The sequence below is a fragment of the Paenibacillus tuaregi genome (genome assembly GCF_900086655.1).
Classification (GTDB): Bacteria; Bacillota; Bacilli; order Paenibacillales; family Paenibacillaceae; genus Fontibacillus; species Fontibacillus tuaregi.
Map to the genome: position 1 here is coordinate 416,438 of NZ_LT575476.1, position 20,882 is coordinate 437,319.

Annotated in this window: 14 protein-coding genes and 1 riboswitch; of the genes, 10 read left to right on the forward strand and 4 right to left on the reverse strand. The window is 51.9% G+C overall.

What is annotated here, in order from left to right; genetic code table 11:
* Positions 1-5: 5 nt before the first annotated feature.
* The 7 genes from BN6628_RS02190 to BN6628_RS02220 all read left to right on the forward strand — a co-directional run bounded on the left by BN6628_RS02190 (position 6) and on the right by BN6628_RS02220 (position 9,991).
* Positions 6-1,265: a TRAFAC clade GTPase domain-containing protein gene (locus tag BN6628_RS02190; RefSeq protein ID WP_068613623.1), complete on the forward strand. Its 1,260-nt coding sequence runs from the start codon at positions 6-8 to the stop codon at positions 1,263-1,265.
* On the forward strand, positions 1,266-4,523 hold the full coding sequence (locus tag BN6628_RS02195) for a GAP1-N2 domain-containing protein (RefSeq protein WP_068613626.1): 3,258 nt from the start codon (positions 1,266-1,268) through the stop codon (positions 4,521-4,523).
* Positions 4,524-4,916: 393 nt separating this feature from the next.
* Positions 4,917-5,016, forward strand: a riboswitch (purine riboswitch).
* A gap of 105 nt (positions 5,017-5,121) precedes the next feature.
* Positions 5,122-6,561, forward strand: a complete 1,440-nt coding sequence (locus BN6628_RS02200) for an NAD(P)/FAD-dependent oxidoreductase (protein WP_068613629.1) — start codon at positions 5,122-5,124, stop codon at positions 6,559-6,561.
* A 292-nt stretch (positions 6,562-6,853) separates the two neighbouring features.
* Positions 6,854-7,327: an RrF2 family transcriptional regulator gene (locus tag BN6628_RS02205; protein WP_068613632.1), complete on the forward strand. Its 474-nt coding sequence runs from the start codon at positions 6,854-6,856 to the stop codon at positions 7,325-7,327.
* A gap of 80 nt (positions 7,328-7,407) precedes the next feature.
* Positions 7,408-7,626: a hypothetical protein gene (locus BN6628_RS02210; protein WP_068613636.1), complete on the forward strand. Its 219-nt coding sequence runs from the start codon at positions 7,408-7,410 to the stop codon at positions 7,624-7,626.
* Entirely contained in the window at positions 7,623-9,056 is a 1,434-nt protein-coding gene (locus BN6628_RS02215; RefSeq protein WP_068613638.1) for an MDR family MFS transporter, read from the forward strand. Before BN6628_RS02210 ends, BN6628_RS02215 begins: the two co-directional genes overlap by 4 nt.
* Before the next feature lie 56 nt (positions 9,057-9,112).
* Positions 9,113-9,991: a class I SAM-dependent methyltransferase gene (locus BN6628_RS02220; RefSeq protein WP_068613642.1), complete on the forward strand. Its 879-nt coding sequence runs from the start codon at positions 9,113-9,115 to the stop codon at positions 9,989-9,991.
* A gap of 126 nt (positions 9,992-10,117) precedes the next feature.
* Here the strand turns inward: BN6628_RS02220 and ahlS are convergent, their stop codons facing one another.
* Complete coding sequence (gene ahlS / locus BN6628_RS02225; protein ID WP_068613646.1) at positions 10,118-10,966, reverse strand: AhlS family quorum-quenching N-acyl homoserine lactonase; 849 nt, start codon at positions 10,964-10,966, stop codon at positions 10,118-10,120.
* A gap of 228 nt (positions 10,967-11,194) precedes the next feature.
* Between ahlS and BN6628_RS02230 the strand changes: the two genes are divergently transcribed.
* Together BN6628_RS02230 and BN6628_RS02235 are read left to right on the forward strand one after the other, a co-directional pair.
* Entirely contained in the window at positions 11,195-11,572 is a 378-nt protein-coding gene (locus BN6628_RS02230; protein ID WP_082926752.1) for a winged helix-turn-helix transcriptional regulator, read from the forward strand.
* Positions 11,573-11,753: 181 nt separating this feature from the next.
* On the forward strand, positions 11,754-12,737 hold the full coding sequence (locus BN6628_RS02235) for an S-layer homology domain-containing protein (RefSeq protein WP_082926753.1): 984 nt from the start codon (positions 11,754-11,756) through the stop codon (positions 12,735-12,737).
* A gap of 171 nt (positions 12,738-12,908) precedes the next feature.
* On the opposite strand, the gene BN6628_RS02240 is transcribed toward BN6628_RS02235, so the two are convergent.
* From BN6628_RS02240 to BN6628_RS02250, 3 genes are read right to left on the reverse strand one after another with little or no spacing between them, the layout of a single operon-like run.
* Positions 12,909-13,916, reverse strand: a complete 1,008-nt coding sequence (locus tag BN6628_RS02240; protein WP_068613649.1) for an asparaginase — start codon at positions 13,914-13,916, stop codon at positions 12,909-12,911.
* Positions 13,917-13,918: 2 nt separating this feature from the next.
* Positions 13,919-16,642, reverse strand: coding sequence for a cyanophycin synthetase (gene cphA, locus BN6628_RS02245; protein ID WP_082926754.1), 2,724 nt, complete (start codon positions 16,640-16,642; stop codon positions 13,919-13,921).
* On the reverse strand, positions 16,632-17,453 hold the full coding sequence (locus BN6628_RS02250) for a cyanophycinase (protein WP_068613653.1): 822 nt from the start codon (positions 17,451-17,453) through the stop codon (positions 16,632-16,634). The genes cphA and BN6628_RS02250 overlap by 11 nt, the downstream gene beginning before the upstream one ends.
* 297 nt (positions 17,454-17,750) lie before the next feature.
* On the opposite strand from BN6628_RS02250, the gene BN6628_RS26515 reads away from it, so the two are divergent.
* Positions 17,751-20,849, forward strand: coding sequence for an OmpL47-type beta-barrel domain-containing protein (locus BN6628_RS26515; protein WP_235847556.1), 3,099 nt, complete (start codon positions 17,751-17,753; stop codon positions 20,847-20,849).
* Positions 20,850-20,882 lie beyond the last annotated feature (33 nt).

Consider the following 20,882-nt stretch of genomic DNA (forward strand, 5'->3'; position numbering starts at 1 on the left):
AGTCGATGAGTTTTTTCAATTTATTCAAAAAGAAGCCTCAAGCGGCACCGCGGCCGCTTTATTACGATATTGTGTGCCCGTACTGCTTCAGCAAGTTCTCGCCGGAAGAGGTGGTGTTCCGCGCTGCGCATCACCGGGAGGATGATGAGGATTACGCTCTCGGTGAGGACTACGAGCTGAATAAATACAGGGAGCGCTTTGGGCTCGATACGGTGTATGACATCGAGGCCATTCTGCATCCGCGGGATATTCACGAGGAGCACCGCATTTATTCGGACCATGTGCTGATCGGGCTTAATGACAGATACGGCGTTGTTACGCGGCGCAGACTGTGCCCGAGATGCCATAATGAACTCCCGGTTACAGCGGGAAAGGTGCCGAGCAACATCATCTCCATCATTGGCGCCTCGCAGGCGGGGAAATCTGTGTACATGACGTCACTGATTCACACGCTCCAGCATGAGACGGCTGATCACTTCGGAGCGGCCTGCATGCCGCTGACGGCTGAGATCAGCCGCAAGTTCCGCTCCGCGTATGAGGAGCCGCTGTTCGAGCGGGGCGATCTGCTGGCTTCCACGCAGAAGGAGAAGATGCAGGAGCCATTTATTTTCCAATTCGTGTTCAAGGATGAGTCCAAGCCGCCGCTTACGCTGGTATTCTTCGATGTTGCCGGGGAGGGCATGGTCGATCAGGATTATCTTGGACTGCATGGGCAGCATATCAAGAACTCCGCCGGGATTCTGTTTATGGTCGATCCACTGCAAATCCGGTCGATCCGTGAGAAGCTCCGCATCAAGCACGGGGATACGCCTGGAGAATGGGTGTCACAGTATGACGAGCCCCGTGATGTGGTACTGACTTTGTTCGGTGACTTTATCGCTTATGAGGACAAAGGGAAGACTGATATTCCCACCGCCGTCGTGCTGACGAAGAGCGACATGCTGCGGGCTTTGGCGGATGAGGAAGGGGAGTATATCAAGAAGAACAGCAATATTTTCAACAATGCGGTGCATCGCCGGACGCTGAATTTGACGGAGTTCGAGAACATTGATGGTGAAGTGCGGCATTTGATTGAGAAGGTGGACCGGCCGTTCAAGGGCACGATGGACGTATATTTCAAAGACACAGCCTATTTTGCCGTATCGGCGCTTGGAAGCAATCCGGTTAACCAGAAGCTGCAAGGCGTGGTGAGCCCGATCCGCGTGGATGAGCCCTTCGTCTGGCTGCTGTACAAACTGAATTATATCGAGGGGAGTGAGGCTTAAGTGAGTCACTCCGCTTCTATTCAGCAGCAGATGTACACTCGCGAGCGGCGCGGGATTTTTCGTCAGACTGAAGGCTTCGACACCGTAGCCAGATCAGGGGGCCTGGAGCCGGGTTGGATCAAAAAAGTGCTGCATCCGTTCTGCGTCTATGACGCTCCGGCCGAACTGACGGCCCGCGGGGAGAAGGACGGCGCGGCTTACCCGGAAGCCGTACACCTCTTTCATACAGACAACGGGGATACGGTGCTGGGCCGGAGTCTGTTTCAGCCAGCCGACTTCACAGGTCTGCGCAGCGCCTTTTTCTCCCATAACTATGTGATTCCCGCAGCCAGACTGGAGGAATTGGTCCAGGATTACGGTATGTTTTTACACGCCGATTTTGCCCGGGAATATGATATTGGGCAGGGTGACGAGCTTCCGGCCTTGGATCGCCTTCCCGTCCGGCGGATGGAGACGGGTTCTGTGATAGAGAATCCGTATGAGCTGCTCAAGGAGCTTAAGATTTCGGAGCCGATGTTCAAGCAGCTGCTGTCTGCAATTCTGTCGGCCGTAACTGGCGGGCGTAAAGTGTACGTGGCACTGGACGTTCCGGCTGCATACATCTCCGAGGCTGCCCTGCCGCTGATTGAGCTGCTGTATTCGGCTTTGCCGCATCCGGTTCGAAGAGTGCTCGGCTTCGTGTCTTATGCGAAGGAGCCGCAGAGCCGCAAGGGAATCCATATTTCTTTTGTTGAACGGGGCAGTCTGCGTCCCGGTGACCGTGGTATTGAGAAGGACTATACGTTCGATCTGGCTTCAGGCCGGGTAACGAATGTGGATCTGGATTGGACTAAGCAGCCTTACTTGGATATGGCCTGGGAGCTGCTGGGCCGGAAGGAGCAGCTTGAGGACTTCCACTGGTTCTCGGATATTATGCTGCGGGACATGGGCCAGGAGAAGGCTTTGTCCATAACAAGCTATCATGAACTGAGCGTGTTGTACCAGGTGGAAGGCGGCAATGAGGGGCTGTATGAGAGCCATAAAATATCCGTGCTTCGCGGGATACTGGAGTATCTCCGTCCCGAAGGGGCACTGGCGGCTAAGGAGCGGTTGAACGATCTGTTCCTTGCCCGGTTCGACCGTGAGTTCGATGCGGTGAAATCGGGGAGGGTGCCTGATCCGGCGATAGCCGAATGTATTAAGGACTACTACCGGATTGATCCGAAGAACAATGAGCGGCGGGTGGTGGAATATTTCATTCGGGCAGCAGCCAACGCCCGGAAGGAGCCAGCGGCTTTCAGTAAGCTGAATGCGCTGATTGAGAACCATCCATCCCTGCGCAAGGCTTATTTTGACCAGGTTCTTAAGGATGACCAGTTGTCTGCACTCCTGTTTGTGCCGTATATCGAGGACCGCTTCCGTTCAGCTGGAAATGTCCGTGAAGTAGTCAGCGTGATTCAGGAATGGGATCGGTTCTATCCGGGTGTATGGGATAAGAAAGGGCTGCGTGAGCTTGCGCGTTCAGAAGTGACCAGCAGGCTGCAGCAGGCGAAGGATATAACGGCCGCGGCGGGTGAGGTTCTAGCCATGGTCGATGGACAGCGCGAGCCCTTCAAGGGAGCGAATCAGCGCGAGACCGGGGCGGAAAATAAGCGACAGCCTAGACAGCGGGCTAATAACAGCAATACGGCCCCCGAGGCCAAAGAGCTGAGCGGCTGGGACGTACTGGATCGGCCTGGACTGAGTGATCAGGGGGAAGCCGGCGGCCATGGCAGCGTTGGGATTATGGCCGACCTGGCGTCAGCGGTCCGGCGTATTCTGCTGGCCCTGCTGGATATGGAGAAGCTGACCAAAGAAGCCTTGTTAAGTATGGAATTTATCACTTGGGCAGGGACAGGTGATTTTGGCCCGCAGAAGCTGGATGCCCAGATGAAGTCGAAGCTGGCTGTTCTGAAATCCTTGTATGCCTGGTTTGGTCAGGCGGAGCCGGATGTGCCGGTCTTCGATCAGCTGAAGCCCAAGGAGATGGACGAAGTCCAGCGGGTCGGGCGCCGGTGGCTGCGCGCCGAGGTTGGTGCCGGCCAGTTTGATCGTCTGACCCTGGCTTATTACAGAGGCGGCGCGGATGATTCCATGGATTACGCGGGTCTCGTAGAAGGGCTGCGGTCTTACGCGGCCGGGCCGGATACGATCTACCGGTTCTTCCAGTGGTCCGAGCGGCAGCCGTTGTATCTTCGGGGAAGCAAGCTTGCGCCTGCTTATGAGGCAGCTATCATGTCCTATTTCCGGAAGCATGACCGGGATGCATTTAAGAAGCGGGCCAACTGGAAGGACCACTTTGACAAGGCTGGCCGTGTGCTGAAGCCCGTCTATGAGCGGGCGAAGCAGGAGCTGGCTTCTCCGCTGGCCCGGATGTTCCGGGGAAAGAGAACTCTCCTGTTCGGCCTGATTGTGGTGCTGCTTGTGGCAGGAATATGGGGAACGCTCCAGCTGACAGGGGCCTTCGACAAGAAGGAACCTGTAGCTGTGGTTCCCAATGTGCCGGACAAGCCGGTTCAGCAGGGGACGAAGGAGATAGAACCCCTTCTTCCAGAGCGGGCGGTTTATGCGGAGCAGGTGATGGGTAAGGACGGCAAGGAAGCCACCCGGTTGGTGTTCTTGTTTCAATCCGCGGAGGAATGCCGGGCTTTCACGGCGGACTCCGTAGTGGTGGACACGGGGGATGAGAAGGCCAAGAAGCAGACTCTCCCTCTGAATAAGTTAAGTCATTCCTGTGCCGAGAAGACCTCTGGTAATGATTCTGAAGGCAGCACGCAGAACTCCGGTAAGTCCGGGAAGACTTCAGAAAAGGGTGATCCGGGCACTTCAACCGAGGGCGGCACGGAAGCGGATAAAACTTCCGGTTCATCGGCAGGGAATGCCGATATAGGCGATAAATCGGTCACCCAAACGGACAGCGATGGCAGGAAAGACGACGCGAAGTCGGTATCTCAGGCTGGTAAGGCTGGAACTGATGACATAGGGACGGGAGCAGCAGGTATGGCAGACTCGGCGAGTACTTCTAATGCTGGCAAATCTGAAGGAGTTAAAAGCCCCTCCTCTGGCAAGGAGGGTCAAGACAAGGGCCAGGCCTCTTCATTGGCTATTGATCCTAAACGGTATGCGAATCAGGCCACAGCTCTGTTAAGCAAGGCCTACAGCATCCCGTCCGGGAGCCGGTTAAGTGCAGGTCATCTCGAATTTGAGTTTGTTACCAAACAGGTTAGTAACAAAGAGTGACAGGTCTCTTTTCATCCGATTAACTTCATCCGTCCCGATTCATATGGCTTTAAACAGCTGAAGTCTGGGAATAAGTACGATCGACTGCGCTACTTGGGTTAAATCAGTGAGTATAGTATAGCTACACGAAGTTAGATACAGTTAAATGCAGCTAAAATCAACTAACAGCAACTAACAGCAACTATTGCAATTCCCACCCCTTATCTGGAGCCTGTTCGCACAGCACGGATAAGGGGTTTTTAATATTCGCATTTTACTATTATTTATTTGATATAAGAGATATACGAATATAATTAATGCACAAAACACGAACATTAAAGGATTATTAATTTGACACATTCGTGTTTTTGTTTTATATTCATCTTGTTGCCTTGTTCAACATCATGAATTTGAAAATTTATCGCTGTTACTGTTCGTATATCCCCGATAATACGGTTTGGGGGTTTCTACAAGGGACCATAAATTCCTGGCTACGAATAGGGTGCTGCCGCATACCTATTCATGTAGTCAGGTTTTTTTTCGTGGAATTTTAACTTTTATTTAGGTTTAGGAAGAATTAGAGAAGCATTTGAACGATACCCACACCTTAGGAGGAACCATGAGTAAATATGATGTGATCGTCGTAGGTGCCGGACCGGCAGGGATTTTTGCATGTTATGAATTGAGCCTTAAGGCTCCGCATTGGAAAGTACTGCTCGTGGATAAAGGGCATGATATTTATAAACGCCGCTGTCCGATCCTGGAAGAGAAGATTAAGCTTTGCCCGCCGGCTGCCGGAAAGAAGGAGTTCGCCGGATGTCTACCGGCCTGCTCGATTACTGCAGGCTTTGGGGGCGCTGGAGCGTACAGCGACGGTAAATTCAATATCACAACCGAGTTCGGCGGATGGATGACGGATTATGTGGCTCCCTCCAAAGTGCTCGAATTGATTAAATATGTGGATGGTATTAATTTGAAGCACGGGGCAACACCACAAATTACCGATCCGATGACTCAGGCTATTCGGGAGATTGAACAGCGCGGATATGCGGCTGGGCTTAAGCTGCTGAGGGCGCAGGTGCGCCACCTCGGCACAGAACAGAATCTGGAGATTCTTAAATCGATCTATGAGTATCTTAAGACCCGTATCGATATGGCCTTTAAAACCGAGGTGGAAGATATCCTGACGGTCAAGGATGAGTCGGGGGAACTCCGGGCGCGCGGAATTACATTGAGGAACGGGGAGGTCCATGAGGCGGACCTGGTGATGATCGCTCCTGGACGGGATGGCTCGGCATGGCTTACAGACATTTTGAAGAGGCGCCGTCTGAGAATGTACAACAATCAGGTGGATGTTGGAGTGCGGGTAGAGACCTCCGATGTGGTCATGAGAGAGATCAATGAACATTTGTATGAGGGGAAATTCATCTATAACACTTCGGTGGGAACACGGGTGCGGACTTTCTGCAGCAATCCTTCAGGTCATGTGGTTGTAGAGAATCACAGCGGGGTTATGGCTGCCAACGGCCATTCCTACAAAGACCCTGCACTCGGCTCTTCGAATACGAACTTTGCTCTGCTAGTTTCCCATAAGTTCACAGAGCCTTTTGACAAGCCGAATGAGTATGCCCGTGAAATTTGTCAGCGGGCCAACGATTTGTCGAACGGCGGGGTTATTGTGCAGAAGTACGGCGACATTATCCGTGGACGCCGTTCCACAGAGAGTCGAATTGCGGAAGGCTTCCTTGAGCCGACCTTGAAGGAGGCTGTGCCGGGTGATCTTGGACTTGTGCTTCCTTACAATACGATGAAGAGCCTGATCGAGATGGTTGAGGCACTGGAGAAGGTTACACCGGGGATTGCTTCAGAGCATACCTTGTTCTACGGAGTGGAAGCGAAGTTCTACTCCGCCCGCCCGAAGCTGGATGAGACGCTGGAGACGGAGATCAAGGGCTTGTACTGCGGAGGGGATGGCGCCGGGATTACCCGGGGGCTTGCCCAGGCAGGTGCAGCAGGAGTGTGGATCGCCCGGGGCATGATGGATAAGGCGGGAGTATAGGGGGCTTAATGAGCTGTACAGATGCTGCTCGCTTGTCTGCAACCTTTTGCTAATAAAAAATACACTGAATAGTACCGCTGTGCCCTTAGGCAGGCGGTATCTTTTTTGTGTGCGGCTTCGGCACCTTCAAGGTGACCATAAAGTATCTATATAAGTTAAGTTAATGATTTGCATGTATGACAGACTGTGAAATGTTCGTTATCAAGAATTTCATTGCAAATTAGAATTGGATCATCTATTATGGATATAATAAGTCTATATTAGTGATAATCATGAGAAGGGAGGGGGAAACTTGCAGTTCTCCAAAAGTACAGATTATGCCCTACACGCCTTAATTCATCTGGGAAACTCGGAGCGTTGCAATAACATCGGGATCAAGGAATTATCCGGGACACTTGGCGTTTCCGAAAGCTATTTATCCAAAATCATGTCCAAGCTGAGGCAGGATGGAATCGTACGTGCTGTGCCAGGAGTGAACGGTGGTTACGAGCTCGCACGGCCTGCGGAGCAGATTACGTTTCTTGATGTGATTCAAGTGATTGAAGGAAGACAGAAGTTATTCGTATGCTCCAATTCGAGTTCGCGGCAGCATCGGTTGTTAGCGGAAGAGGAGGCTGCACAGCGGGAAATGAAACATCCGGAAAAAAAGGAATGCTGGGTTGAGAAAGTTATGTACGGGGCTGAACAGCAACTGTACCAATATTTGCGGGAACACACGATCCAGTCGGTACTGGATGAAGCTTTCAAGCGTTGTACCCATAAGTGAAACAAGAAGTGATACGCCTCTTGTGCTTTAATTATGGATATTATGGATCATTAATAGTCATATTTAAGAGGCGTAAACAAGTGTCTCTGTTCGACTTGCCGCAGGCATTCGGATGCGGAATCTCGGAAGACGGGGTGATCATCGTTGATGAATTTGGCAAAACGCACATTTCGGAAATCTATAACGCTGGGGATGCAGCTTCCCGACTGCATCAGGCTATTACCGTGCTTAGACAGGCGCGTTTGTTGCTGTGGTCATCAACAATAACTGAATACAGAGAATTGGGGGAGAAAAAATGAGCACGACAACTAATAATAAGCGCGGCCCGATCATGTTTGCCCTGATTATCGGCATGTTCGTCGCCGCTTTGAATGAGACGCTAATGGGCAATGCCCTTCCCGAATTGATGAAATCGTTCGAAGTATCTGCGGCAACGGTCCAGTGGCTGTCGACCGCCTACATGCTCGTCGTTGGTGTGCTTGTACCGGTAACTGCAATCCTGCAGCAATTGTTCACGACACGGCAAATATTTCTGTCGGCTATGGGCCTGTTCTTCGTGGGAACGGTCACCTCGGCAGTGTCGCCGGAATTCGGGGTGCTGCTTGTCGGGCGGATTATCCAAGCGATCGGAACCGGCATGCTGCTGCCGCTTGTCATGAACGTCATTATGACCATTTATCCACCAGAAAAGCGGGGAGGCGCAATGGGGATGTTAGGGCTCGTCGTCATGTTCGCACCGGCGATTGGTCCAACTATATCAGGTTTAATCGTTGACGGGCTTTCATGGCGTTGGCTGTTTTACCTTGTCATACCGTTTGCGCTGCTCTCCATTATTATAGGAGCCGTTGTCTTGAAGAATGTATGGGAAGTGACGAATCCGCGAGTGGACTTCTTATCTATAGTATTGTCGACGATCGGCTTTGGCGGAATTGTCTATGGGTTCAGCAGTGCAGGGGATCACGGCTGGTCGCAGCCGGAAGTTATATGGACGATCGTAGCGGGTGGTGCAGCGTTGGTGCTATTCATCTGGAGACAGCTAATATTGAAGCAGCCTGTCATGGATCTACATGCATTTAAATATCCGACCTTTGCCCTTGTTGCGGTGCTGCTGTTTGTGCTTATGATGACCTTCTTCTCATCCGCCATCATGCTCCCGATGTTTATGCAAGGCGTACTTCTGGTAACGGCATTCAAGTCCGGTTTGATCCTTCTTCCTGGCGGGATTATCAATGGGTTCATGGCCCCGGTCTCCGGCAAGCTGTTTGACAAGTTTGGGCCGCGTGTTCTGGTCATCCCAGGATTGATCATTGTCGTCATCTCATTGTGGCAATTTACCCGCTTCGACGAAACGACGAGCACTGGCTTTCTTATAGCTGTTCACATTGCGCTGATGATTGGCATCGCGCTAGTTATGATGCCTGCACAGACGGCTGGACTTAACCAGTTACCAAGCCATCTGCACCCGCACGGGACAGCGATCCTGAATACACTGCAGCAGGTCTCCGGCGCAATTGGCACTGCCCTGTATATCAGTATTATGTCAAGCGGGCAGAAGCAGTATTTGAGCGGTGCAAGCGATCCGCAGGCTCCGGCGGAAATCGCCAAAGGACTCGCAGCCGGGATCAACAACGCATTCTGGTTCGGCTTCATCATCGCGCTCGTTGCGCTCGTGCTCGGTCTCTTCATCCGTAAAGAAAAATCGCCGGAGCAGGAACAGGCGGCTGGATGAATGACACCGTTCGTTTGGGAATTTCATAAATCATAAGGAAAGCGTGGGGAATACTCATGAACGATTTTTTTAATGCAGCTCTATGGGAAAAAGTGTGGAAAGACGAGTCCGATGTGAAAATCGACAGGATGAAGAAGAGTGGAATCGATCCTACCAGGTCTTTTGACCATAAGGCCAAGACCTTCAACGAACAATCGCTTAGCGAAGAGGGAAAAAAACGAACGAAACGAATCATGAACTGGCTTGAAAGACAAGGAGTTCAATTCGAGAACAGCTCCATTCTGGATATTGGCGCCGCTTCAGGCGTGTTCGCAGTGCCGTTCGCGGAGCGAGGGGCCCGTGTAACCGCCGTAGAGACTTCTCCCCCGCTGATCGAATTGCTGGAAGAAAACATCTCGAGCTTCGCCGAAGATCAGGTGAAGATTGTTCCTGTACCGTTTGAAGATATTGACGTAGAGGCCAAGGGCTGGAACCAGGCCTTCGATCTCGTCTTTGTCTCGATGAGTCCGGTCGTTCACAATTGGGAGAGCGTGGAGAAGGTGCTTAAGTGTGCTCGAAAGTTCTGTTATATCAGTATGCCGGTACTTCATACAGAGCACAGCCTAGTGAAGGAGGTTTGGCCGCTCGTCACCGGTCAACCCTACCATTCGAAACTTACGGAAATGGGATATTTATTGCATCTGCTGTATCTTAAAGGTTATGCATACGAATCGTTGATCACGCACGAAGGGAAAACGACGGAAGTCTCCAGAGAAGCAGCGTTGCAGGAAGCAATGACTTGGCTTGGCCACCACCACCTGCCTGTTGACGAGCGGAATCGGAAGATCATTGTCGGCTATCTGGAGCAGGCCTATCCGTCCGGCAAAATCGTCATTCAGGAGGGAGAACGTTTTGGCAAAGTACTGATTCGATTGCAGGATCAGAACATGTATTAGAGAGAGGAAACAGCGACAACCGTGGACGAGAACATAAAGTCCCGGATTGTCGCTGTTTTATTGAATTATAAACCTCTCTTATTATCTATGAAGGCTTCATCTCTGGAGGCTCTGAATCACTTCTACCTATTCGTAATATCCTTCCGTTGATTTGCGAAATTGTTTGAATTGATTCGCATCGTGCCCGAACCACACTTGGGAATTTGTTCGGGCAGCTAGTGTACGGATCTTTTCAACGGTGTTCCGGTAGCCGATCGAATCGTATATGATGCCCGGTGGCTTGACAGGTGGACCATAACTCTCTGCCGTATAAATAGTATCGGAAGCGAGGATTATGCCGCCTGTTTCCGGCATTTCAATGTGCAATCCTAACATGCCCCAGGCATGGCCGCTGCCAAAATTAACAATTTTGATGCCTTCAGCTAGATCCAGGCTGTCTTCATTGCGTTTGACGGTCCGCCATTGCAATTGGTTTTTGATCCAAGCATCGATGTCCGCCCACACATAGGCCCCTTCCTTTTGGTTACGGGCATAGCTTTGCAGCGTGCCATTCAGTTCATCTTCATGGACGATAATCGTAGCGTTCGTGAAGATCTCCAAACACCCGGCATGATCCAGATGCAAATGAGAGGCAACAACATATTTGATTTCTTCAGGTCTAATATGGAGCTGCTCCAGCCGGTTATGCAGGTAGCATTCCTCGCTCGCCACCCACGGGAACGCCTGCTGAGTGTATTGGGTCCAGCGTCCTTCACTGCCCATGGAGTTCGGGTTGCAAGCCGTATCGAACAAAATTTTCCCCTCTGGATGATCAATCAATACCGTATAGATCGGAAATTCCACGAACTGTGTTGGTGCATTAGGATTCCTGATCGTAGCTGGGTTATGCATGGCGATCATCCAATTTTTATCCATGCTCATACGACCATTATCCATCACATACAGCTTGGGGCGGGCTTTATTAATATTCGGCATATTTATTTTCTCCTATTAATTCGAAGTTTTGTAATGTTTATGTTCAACTTTGCCAGCTTATGAGGTTGCTGTTGGCTTGCAAGCCCTCACTGCGTTTATAACCACACCGTGAGTAACCATGGTTTCTCTTTTACTGGCATAGACATACAATAATGGATAAACTAAACTTATGTAAGTAGGCACTTTAAAGTGTCCTGGGAACTTTCAAGTGCATAGGAGGGCAGTCATTTGACATCTTCGGCCAAAATAAAACAACCCGACATCTCTTTGACGATTTGCGGTTATAGCAGAGTTCTCGAAATCATCTCCAATAAATGGACGGCACTCGTCATTTATGCATTGGAAAACGGAAGCATTCGATACGGGGAAATGGAAAGAAGAATCGAAGGTATTTCAAAAAAAATGCTCACTCAAACATTGCGTAAGCTGGAATGGAATGGGCTGGTCCAACGCCATATCACACCAACCGTGCCCCCAGCTGTCGAATACTCGCTTACTCCTTTGGGGGAAAGCTTGCTCCAGCCGATGAGAGAACTAAGACAGTGGGGTAGGGAGAATTACTGGTCTGTCGAAGAGGCAAGAGCCAATTATGATCTAAGAAAATAAGGCTACCATCATCCCGGCAGCGTCATCTTTGTGTTAACTGTACCCTTCAACGTCGCCACGTAAGTCTAATAATTTATTTTTATAAGACAGCAGCCCAACTCATTTTCCAGTAAAGTGAAACCTTTAGAGAGAAATATCTGTCAGGTATGTGTAAGATATTCCAAATCTGAAGGAGAGTTGGATGAATATGTCTTCGTATAAGAAAGCTGCCACTGCTGCCGTACTCGGACTCAGTTTGTTAGGAGGAGCTGCTGTCGGATCGGCTCAAGCTTCAAGTATATCGTTCAAGGATGTGTCCAAAAGCTATTGGGGTTATTCCAGCATCCGTTGGGGAGCTCAGAACAAGCTGATAACCGGGTACCCTGACGGTACATTCAAGCCGAATAGGGCGGTGGATGGGAACGAGTTCCTGGCCATGCTGATCCGGGCTTATCATCCGGCTGATCTGAAGGAGGGCAAGGGCACGGGAAACTGGGCGTCTGCCTATCTCGGCTATGCCAAGAAACTGGGCTGGAAGACTGCAAGCACTGGCGCGGGATTTACTAGGGCTGAAGCAGCCGTCTATCTGGCAAATGCCACCGGTCACAACTACAGCACAGAGGATTCAATCTTGTATCTGATGGATCAGGGATTAATACAGGGCAAAAGCGGTCTAAGCCTGTCCGGTTATCAGCAGCAGGACAAAGTGACAAGGACAGAGGCACTTGCGCTTATCCAACGTCTGAAGGGGAAGATCAGCAAGCTGAAGGCTGTTTCCTCAACCCGGCAGTCATACCTGGTGGAAAATCTCCAATATAGAAATGACAAGTATGGCTTCACCCTAAAGCTTCCTAAAAGCTGGGCTGACAAATATGAAGTTCGAGAAACGGTGGGGAAAGACGGCTACGCAAGCTTAGACTTTATCAGCAAGGCTGCGAAGAAGTCCGCTTCAGGCATTGTATTCACGATCGGAATCTGGCCGGAGAAGGACTGGAAAGCGAGCGAGAAAGAGATCAAGGGACAGATTCCGATCTGGCAGCTTGCGGGGAAGGGCGGTAAGGTCTATGCGCTTCATACTCCAACCGATGTGCAGGTTCTGCCTGATGATGCCAAGGTTAAGAAAGAATACGATCTGTTATTCGCAGGAGTGAAGAAGCTGAAGAGCACCTTTAATTTTACAAAATAAAAAGACACTTCTGAGTGTGCGCCTGCATAACAGGCTGAGCTCAGAAGTGTCTTTGTTTGTAAGCGGAAGTGCAGCATAGCTTTGTGTTTTGAACAGCATGCTGTGAATTTCACCGATATCTGAAAGCAGGCCCAACTACCTGTGAGCAGTATTCAGTGGGACCAGCAGCAGCTATGCCTTATGAAGTGTAAAGACAGGCTCGATCCGGCCAACGGTCTCGCCCAAATGATTGCGGACCACTGGGGTTAAATGGGCATCCAAAAGCTGCTGTTCCCCGGATGCCAGCACCCCGAGCTGACGCAGCACTTCCAAGGCGGCCGGATATGCGGCCCGGCTGTTCCCGTCATCAATCTTCAGGGCAATTCCAATGCCCTGGTTGAGCAGGGCCGTGCAATGAACCCCTTCCGCGCCAACCTTGGCGATCACTTTGCCGCCGAGCACCCGGGTGACATCGGAATCGTACTCGCCCGTTCCGCTGACCATTTCCGGGTGGGCGACCATGGCCCCCGTCACCCGCTTTATAGCGGAGGCTCGTTCGGGGGCAAGCGTACTGGGATCACCAAGCTGTGCATAGGCGGCAGCCAGCCGGTTCAGGGGCAGCATCAATGTGGGGATGCCGCATCCATCCACAGCTGAGGAGATTTCATCCTCCTGAACCCCGGCTAGTTCCCTAAGCATCTCTCTCACCCGGAGCTGGACCGGATGGTCCGGGTTCCGGTACAGATGCGGGTTGCTTCCCATGTATTTCGCCAAGGCCAGGAGACCGGCATGATTGCCGGAGCAGTTGTTATGAATAGGGGACGGGTGTCCCCCGCTGCGGAGCAGCTCTTCATAGGTTGACTTCATATAAGGGGTTTGCACTCCGCAGGTCAGGGCCTCCTCGGTGAATCCCAGCTTGTCCAGAATACTATGCACCGTCCTGGTATGCATGGGTTCCCCATTATGGGAACCGCAGCATACTGCGAGCTCAAGCTCATTAAGCCCGTAATGATCCGCTGCGCCGGATTCCACCAAAGGTACAGCCTGGATAGGCTTAAAGGCGGAGCGGGCATACAGGGATCTGCCCGGATCGCCTACCGAGTACAACAGATTTCCTTGCAGATCGACTACCGCAATGGAACCGCGGTGAACACTTTCGAGGTTAGCCCCCCGGCTAACCGTTACCAAAACCTCACTCATGCCTAAACCCCCCGCTTAGTAGGCAGAAAGCGTTCCTCTCCCTGCGCTGGTCTGTATCGCTGCACCTTATGGCGGAAGAGCGTTGAGGTCTTTGGCTTGGCTTGCTCTACTGCCCCCGGTTGGCTGATGTCAGTCAGGAACCGCTCAACATGATCGAAATTGTCGTGCAGCACGAGAAGGAGATCACCGGGCTCTGTCAGCAGCCAAGCCGCATGGCAGGCCTCATATTCATCCGGGACAATCCGGATTGCGGATGTCTCCATGCCGCTCTGTAATGCGGCTTCACGGAGCAAGCCAGCCGCCTCAAGAGGCTTCCTGCCCCGAAGGTTGCCATCCTCCTTGATGACGAACAGGTCCGAGTTCTCGGCAATCAGCCTGCCCATCTCACCGATCGCTTCATCCGGACGGTCGCCGGCCGCTGAGGCCGCTGTAATCAGGCGGTTCACGCCCATCTGCGACAGCGTGTCGTAGATGGCCTTAACACCAGCCGGATTGTGGGCATAATCGGCGATTACATAACGCCCGTCGATCATGGACAGATTGAAACGTCCGCGGTTCATTTTCATATCCGGGAAGAAGGTAATGATGCTGCTGCGCAGTTCAGCAATGGACTTTCCTAGAGCGTGAGCTGCCGCCAGTGCGGCAAGCGCATTCGCAATATTATGACGGGCGAATCCGTTGATGGTGATCGGGATATCCTTGATCGGAAGGAATCTCCACGTATGTCCTTCAGAAGAGCAGACCAGCCAATCATGATCGGCATACCAGGCCGTGCCTCCTGCCTGGATCGCCTGTTGAATCAGCTTGTTGCCCGCATTCAGCGAGAAGTAGACGACCTTGCCATCGGTGTGTTCGGCCATCGCGGCACAGCCCTCATCGTCCGCGTTAAGGACACAGGTTCCACCGGGTAGAACCACTTCTGGAATTAACCGCTTTACCTTGCGCAGGTCTTCTAGGGTCTCGATGCCATCAAGTCCCAAATGATCCTCGGCCACGTTGGTGACAATCCCGACATCACAGTGGCGGAAGGCAAGTCCTTCACGCAGAATTCCACCCCGGGCGGTCTCAAGAACGGCCAGATCCACCTCTGGATGAGACAGGATCTTCCGGGCACTGCCTGGCCCGCTGCAGTCACCGGTGTCGATGCAGGTGTCGTCAATCCAGACTCCGTCGGAATGGGTAAGTCCGATCCGGCGGTTCTCCTGCTTAAGCAGATGGGCGGCTAGCCGGGCTGTGGTTGTTTTGCCATTCGTTCCGGTGACAGCCACGATGGGAATCGCGGATTCTTCCCGGGATTTGAATAAATAGTCGACTATCGCTCCACCGGCATCACGGCTGGTTCCTTCGGAAGGATAAAGGTGCATCCGGATGCCTGGGGCGGCGTTAACTTCAAGGATGACAGCATGTCCCTCCTCATAGGGTACGGTCACGTCTGGGCTGATCATATCAATCCCGGCGATATCCAGGCCGATCGTCTGGGCGGCAAGGACAGCCAATCGGCTGTAGGAAGGATGGACCTGATCGGTAACATCTATAGCTGAGCCGCCAGTGGACAGGTTTGCATTTCCGATAACCTGGATGGTGTCTCCGAAGGCGGGTATATCCTCCAGGCTGAGATTTCGCTTGGACAGACAGCACCCGGCCAGATCAAGCGGAATTTTGGTCATAGGCTTCTCATGATCTTCCCCGCGCAGCGGATTGTCATTCTCGGCTTCAATCAACTGACGAATCGTATGAACCCCGTCGCCAGTGATGGAGGGAGGAAGCCGTAGGCTGGCTGCCACGAGCTTACCGTCCACTATCAAGAAGCGGTAATCATCTCCGCTGTAATAACGCTCAATAATGAATTGGGTATAATCCTTGTGCTCCTCCGTTACATAATCATAGGCGCTTTGCAGCTGCTCCAGATTCAGGAGATGGGTCACTACGCCTTTACCTTGCCGCCCGTCAACAGGCTTGATCACAACCGGGTATCCGACCTGCTCACCTGCTGCCTGAAGCTCTTCGCGTTTCTCAATCACCACGCCCCCCGGCACCGGAAGCCCCGCGCCTTCAAGCAGGCTTTTGGTCATCTCTTTGTCACAAGCATTCTCAACCCCAAGGTAAGAGGTCTGGCTGGAGACGGTAGCCTGGACAGATTTTTGTTTTCTGCCGGTGCCCAGACGAAGGAAGCTATCGTTGCCTACCCGCTGGACAGGGATCTGCCGGGCCAGCGCGGCCTGATAAATCGCCTCTGTGCTGGGCCCCAGCTTGTTCTCATAGTAGAGCTGGGCTGTCTTGGCAATCAGAGGCTCCGCGTCAATGTGCTCCTTGCCTTCCAGAATGGCTTCAACGATCTCCATAGCGCCATAGAAGGCCTGAATGCCGGATTCCTTCTCCCGATAATCATAGGTTACATAGTAGATTCCGGGACGGGTCTCGCTCGTAATTGTCTTGCCTCGCTTCACCTGGATGCCCGCCAAATGCTGAATCTCCAAGGCGATATGTTCAAGGATGTGTCCCATCCAAGTTCCTTCTTCAAGCCGTTCTACGAAACCGCCTGCGTATCCCTTTGAGCATGTATGCGTTTTCAAACTAGGGAGAACGGTCAGCAGTTTATGGGTGAAGCCGGGAATCATATTTGAGGGTTTATACTCAAGATCCTCCAGATCAAGCTCAATCCAGATGGTCGGTTTGTAGCTGTGCAGGTTCGGACCGGATAAGTATTTGATTTTATTAATCTTCATGTTGTTCTCCTCCTGCGGCTTTTATCAGCTCACGATTGATCAGATCGAAAGTGTAACCTCTGGCTAGGGAGTGAAGCCTCACTCCAGAAATCGTGATGTCATGGTTGTCACCATGTGATGTGGTATCCACAAAAGTGAGCTTTTTGCCGTCAAACAAGGTCACAGAGTGTTCTCCAAGCACCTCGAACAACTGGCCCTCCTCTTTTACCCAAATAGCGGTATTCTCGTCAATTCCAATCCCCATAATTTGAGGATTGTGAGCAATGGCGGTCATGAGCCTTCCGAATCTGGCCCGCTGTGAGAAATGCTGGTCAATGATGGCGTCATCGACGAAATCAAAACCGGCCCCCATCTCCACAATGGTCTCGTCTTCGATATCTACTGAAGACATAATCATATGTCGGCTCATGACAGCTGCTCCTGCGCTCGTCCCTGCAATTAGCAGACCATGGTGCTGCCATAGGTCCTTCAATTCAGCATAGAACCGGGTTCCGCCAAGAATACTGGTGAGCCTGACCTGATCCCCTCCAGTAATGAAGAGGGAACTGCAGCTGCCCAGAAGCTTAGCTGCCTCGGGATCTTCGGCCTTCTCACGTGTATCGATATGGAAGAGGACCGGTTCGGAAGCCCCAAGCTCCTTGAAAATCCGGGAGTAGGTTCCACCCAGTTCTTCAGGATATTCGGTAGCGGTGGTCAGAATCCCGATGGGTCCTTTCTTTTCCCGGGAAATATCGACAAACTTAGTAAGGATCTCCCGCGAATTTTCTTTATCTTCATTCCCGCCAATGATGAGTAAATCGCCCTTCGACATTCTATGCACCAGCCTTTGATGAAAATGTTCTATATAAGTTGAACTATTGATATACCCGTTGGGCAGCCGTGTGATATGTTTCTTAGGGCTGCTTGCCTAATGGTAATTCTCAAGGTCAGCTTATATATTTTCATAGATAAATAGATGTTGTGCCTATCATTAACCTTGAACTATTTTGAGTGAACCAAAACTCCTATTTTATGTTGGTTTTACAAAGAAAGCGCATTCATTTTTCGATTATCTTGTATGATAGAGAGGCAACATATTTTCCCAAATCAGAGGAGGAATAAATGACGTATGAACAACAATTGGAGAAAAAGGCTGCTCAGTGTTACCTTGGCCTGCACGCTCGCATTAAGTGGAGCGGCTGTACTCCTGCCGCAGGCAGCGGTGGCCGGAACGGTACCTGCGCAGGCAGCTGATCTTGATGCTGGCCAAGTTCAAGTTCAAGATCCTGTAGAAACTCCAGTCACTGCCCAGGATAGCTCAGCTAGACCGGGTACTTCTGAGAGTGGAGCGGTTGCCGAAGAAGGGGCGGGGAAGACGGATTCCAGGTTAGACCTGAGCACAGCGGCAGTCCCGCTTCCGAATGGGCAGGGCAAGAAGGTGCTGTTCGACAACGCCCATGCCCAGACTGCCGGTGCGGCGGATTGGGTTATTGACGGCGCATTCTCTGATTTTGCCAATGGATTGAGAAGTGATGGATTTACCGTGGATGCGTTGGAAAGATCTATGCCTTATACCTTCGGGGAGCAGGCCGTTACTTATGATAAATTGAAGAATTATGATGTATTTGTTATCGGAGAAGCAAATATTCCATATAAGAAATCGGAGCAAGAAGCGCTGCTTCAGTTCGTACGTGAAGGCGGCGGGGTGTTCTTCATTGCCGACCATTATAATGCGGACCGAAACAAGAACCGCTGGGACTCTTCCGAGGTATTCAATGGCTACCGGCGCGGTGCCTGGAGCAATCCGGCCAAGGGCATGAATGCCGAGGAAGCCTCATCCCCGGCGATGCAGGGAATTGAAAGCTCCGACTGGCTGGCGGACAATTTTGGCCTGCGTTTTCGCTATAATGCGCTGGGTGATGTCAACGCCAATGATATTGTCACCCCAGACCAGTCCTTTGGCATAACCCAAGGGGTTGCCCGGGTGGCGGTTCATGCCGGCTCTACTCTGGCTATCCTGGACCCACAGAAGGCCAAGGGGCTTGTATATGTCCCAACGGGTGTCCCAGCTTGGGGCAATGCAGTGGACAGCGGCGTATACAATGGAGGCGGACGTGCGGAGGGGCCTTTTGCGGCAATCTCCAAGCTGGGCCTGGGCAAGGCCGCTTTTATCGGGGACTCCTCACCTGTAGAAGATGCCTCGCCGAAGTACGTGCGCGAGGAGAACGGCAAATCCAAAACCACTTATGACGGGTTTAAGGAAGTGGACGATGCCACCTTCCTGGTTCAGACCGTGGAGTGGCTTGCCAATAAGGAGAGCTACACGAGTCTAGGGGAAGTGCCGGGATTAACGCTTGACAAGCCTACACAGCTCCTGCCTTTCGAGAATCCGGCCGATTCCACGGAGCCCAAGCCGGAGCCATGGGCTGCTCCGGAAGCCGGTTACAAATGGTATGATCCATCCACATTCAAGCCGGGTTCTTACGGTTCATCCAAAATTCCTGATCCGAAGCCGGTCTACGGGTTCGTGAAGCAGAAGCAGCTGCCGAGCGAGCAGGAGTTCCAAATCCGCGTAACTGCGGATGGCCTGACACCGGGTCAGGTGCTGTCCGACCTGAAGGTGGGAATCTATCTGGCTGGAGGCCAGCAGATTGCCAGATTTAAGAATGCAAACGGAACCTGGTCTGATTATAATTACAGCCCGCCGTTCAGCTTGACAGGCAATGCGTCCGGTCATGCCGCAATGGAGCTTACAGTACAAATGAAGCCTGGTTCCCTGGGCGCAGCCAGCTTGAGATTGAAGCAGGGCAGCACTAATGTTATAACTGAAGCGGTTACGATTGCCAATGTGCCGGCTGAGCCGCTGCCCGGCGACCATCCTCAGGTACCAACGGTTGTTCCGGTTGCTGATGCCCGGCAAGCTGCAGATGGCACTGTGGTCACGGTAGAAGGTGTCATTACTACAGAGCCGGGCCTGTTCGGAGGCCAGGGGTTCTATCTGCAGGACAGCAGCGGCGGGATTTATGTGTTCCAGAATGCCTCCGGCTATCACGCTGGAGACAAGGTCTCGGTCAGCGCATCCAAGACGGTCTACAACGGGGAGATTGAGCTTGAGAATCCGGTTCTAATTGAGAAAAAGGGAACGGCAGAGCTTCCCGAGCCAGTTATACAAACGGCGTTGTCCGAGAGCAATCAGGGCCAGTTCGTTACCTTGCAGCAGGTGACCATCCAGAACTATAAAACAGCGGCGCCAGCCGGATCATTTGAGTTCGATGTTTTGTCCTCAAGCGGGGCAGCTACCCATGTGCGGGTGGATGGAAGAACCGGCATAAGTGCTGAGGCGTTTATGCAGAAGTATCCAGCAGGTACGGTAGTAAATATCTCGGGAATCTCATCGGTCTTCAAAGGCGCTTATCAGTTAAAACCTGTGTCGGAGAAGGATGTGCAGCCTGCCGATTCGGCTGCTCCTGTGACACAAGTAAGTGCAGGAGACGGTAAGATTGGGGAGGGGCAGTATAATCGGACCGAAGTCACGCTGACTTTTGCCGCAACGGATGAAGGCACGGGGGTAGCGCGGACGGAGATCAGGGTGAATGGCGGGGAATGGACGCCAGTGAGTGAGCCTGTAACCTTGTCTGAAGAGGGCAGATTCAGCATAGAATACCGTTCTGTTGATAAAGCAGGAAACGTGGAGACGGCCAAAGCCATTGTTGTTAATATTGATAAAAAGGGACCTGTCATTACGCTTCCAGCCGGAACGACATTCTATCAGACGGATGCGGCGCTTCCAAGCGCGCAGGTCGTGGATGCAGTTAGCGGCGTGGCCAAGACGGAATATACCGTAGATGGCAAATCTGTGGCCGATCCGTCCAGCATTGCCCCGTGGACCCTGCGCCTTGGCAAGCACACACTTAAGGTAACTGCCACGGACAAGGCAGGCAATATCTCCACGCAGCTGTTTACACTCACAGAGACGATTGATGTGGATCACTTGGACGAGCTGGTGGATCTGGGAGCATCCAAGAAGTGGATTACCAAGCAAGCGGAAGTGAAGAAGCTGCAAAATAAAGTGGTATCGATCCAACAGGCTAAGAGCAAGAAAGAGCAGCTTGTAAGGCTGACAGCGTTCGGGGCTGGGGTAGCAGCCCAGACAGGCAAGTCGATTGCACCGCAGTACTCTGCGCTGGTGCTTGCGGATCTGATCTATATCGGCAAACAGGCGATCTAGCTAGGCGTTATGATGAAGGATAGAGAAAGAAAC

Excerpts from the sequence above, each read along its gene's own strand:
- BN6628_RS02190 (WP_068613623.1), top strand. The coding sequence starts at position 6 with ATGAGTTTTTTCAATTTATTCAAAAAGAAGCCTCAAGCGGCACCGCGG.
- BN6628_RS02200 (WP_068613629.1), top strand. The coding sequence starts at position 5,122 with ATGAGTAAATATGATGTGATCGTCGTAGGTGCCGGACCGGCAGGGATT.
- BN6628_RS02215 (WP_068613638.1), top strand. The coding sequence starts at position 7,623 with ATGAGCACGACAACTAATAATAAGCGCGGCCCGATCATGTTTGCCCTG.
- BN6628_RS02220 (WP_068613642.1), top strand. The coding sequence starts at position 9,113 with ATGAACGATTTTTTTAATGCAGCTCTATGGGAAAAAGTGTGGAAAGAC.
- ahlS (WP_068613646.1), bottom strand. The coding sequence starts at position 10,966 with ATGCCGAATATTAATAAAGCCCGCCCCAAGCTGTATGTGATGGATAAT.
- BN6628_RS02235 (WP_082926753.1), top strand. The coding sequence starts at position 11,754 with ATGAATATGTCTTCGTATAAGAAAGCTGCCACTGCTGCCGTACTCGGA.
- BN6628_RS02240 (WP_068613649.1), bottom strand. The coding sequence starts at position 13,916 with ATGAGTGAGGTTTTGGTAACGGTTAGCCGGGGGGCTAACCTCGAAAGT.
- cphA (WP_082926754.1), bottom strand. The coding sequence starts at position 16,642 with ATGAAGATTAATAAAATCAAATACTTATCCGGTCCGAACCTGCACAGC.
- BN6628_RS02250 (WP_068613653.1), bottom strand. The coding sequence starts at position 17,453 with ATGTCGAAGGGCGATTTACTCATCATTGGCGGGAATGAAGATAAAGAA.
- BN6628_RS26515 (WP_235847556.1), top strand. The coding sequence starts at position 17,751 with ATGAACAACAATTGGAGAAAAAGGCTGCTCAGTGTTACCTTGGCCTGC.